Annotated in this window: 1 protein-coding gene; it reads right to left on the reverse strand. The window is 63.3% G+C overall.

The genetic code is table 11. The features are described from left to right. A partial coding sequence (locus tag ACLJNW_RS23455; protein WP_410961119.1) for a phosphoethanolamine transferase domain-containing protein occupies nucleotides 1-387 on the reverse strand: 387 nt, incomplete at both ends.

A 387-nucleotide genomic window follows, 5' to 3' on the forward strand; every position in this document is an offset into this window, starting at 1 on the left:
GCTGGTAGCCGATCAGCAATTGCCAGGGCACCGCCGGTTCCATGCGCGCCTGGACCTTGTCCAGGGCTTCGTCGAAGGGCCGGCCCAGGCTGACCAGTTGCTTGTAGAACGGATAACCGATGGTCGCGACGATCAGCAGCACCGCCACCGGCAGGGCGCTGAAGCGCGGCAGGTAGACTGGGCGCAGGCGGCGCCAGAGGAGGATGGCGACCAGGCTGTAGAGCACCAGGCCGAGGGTCATCCAGGGGTTGAAGTACTGGCTGAAATATTCGCTGGCCTCGGCGGTGTTCGACTCGAACATCACGAAGATCACGCTTTGCGAGAATTCCTGGTGATAGATGCCGAAATAGCTCAGGCCGACCAGCGAGGCGGCCCACAGCACCAGCC

It is taken from the genome of Salmonella sp. SAL4457, assembly GCF_046548235.1.
Taxonomy (GTDB): Bacteria; Pseudomonadota; Gammaproteobacteria; order Enterobacterales; family Enterobacteriaceae; genus Salmonella; species Salmonella enterica.